1 protein-coding gene is annotated in these 248 nt (G+C 58.5%); it reads left to right on the forward strand.

Going from position 1 to position 248, the window contains the following annotated elements; translation table 11 throughout:
- Window positions 1-225 (forward strand): JAB domain-containing protein (locus A3709_RS17355; RefSeq protein WP_304438778.1); only part of this gene is annotated, 225 nt, incomplete at its 5' end.
- Window positions 226-248: the final 23 nt, after the last annotated feature.

Consider the following 248-nt stretch of genomic DNA (forward strand, 5'->3'; position numbering starts at 1 on the left):
GCTGTCTACCCCAGGGTCGTTGTCAGACGTGCCCTGGAACTGAATGCTGCGGCTCTGATACTCACCCACAACCACCCTTCGGGCGTTCCTGAACCCAGTGAAGCAGATAAGCGGATCACTTCCCGCCTCAAGGATGCCCTGGCGCTGGTCGACCTGCGGGTTCTCGACCACATTATCGTTGGCACCGATGGCACCCACTCCATGGCAGAATCTGGTTTGATCTGACTCTCTACAGCACCGGCTTTCGG

Origin of the sequence: Halioglobus sp. HI00S01, from assembly GCF_001635445.1 — a bacterium.
In the GTDB taxonomy this organism is placed as follows: domain Bacteria; phylum Pseudomonadota; class Gammaproteobacteria; order Pseudomonadales; family Halieaceae; genus Halioglobus; species Halioglobus japonicus.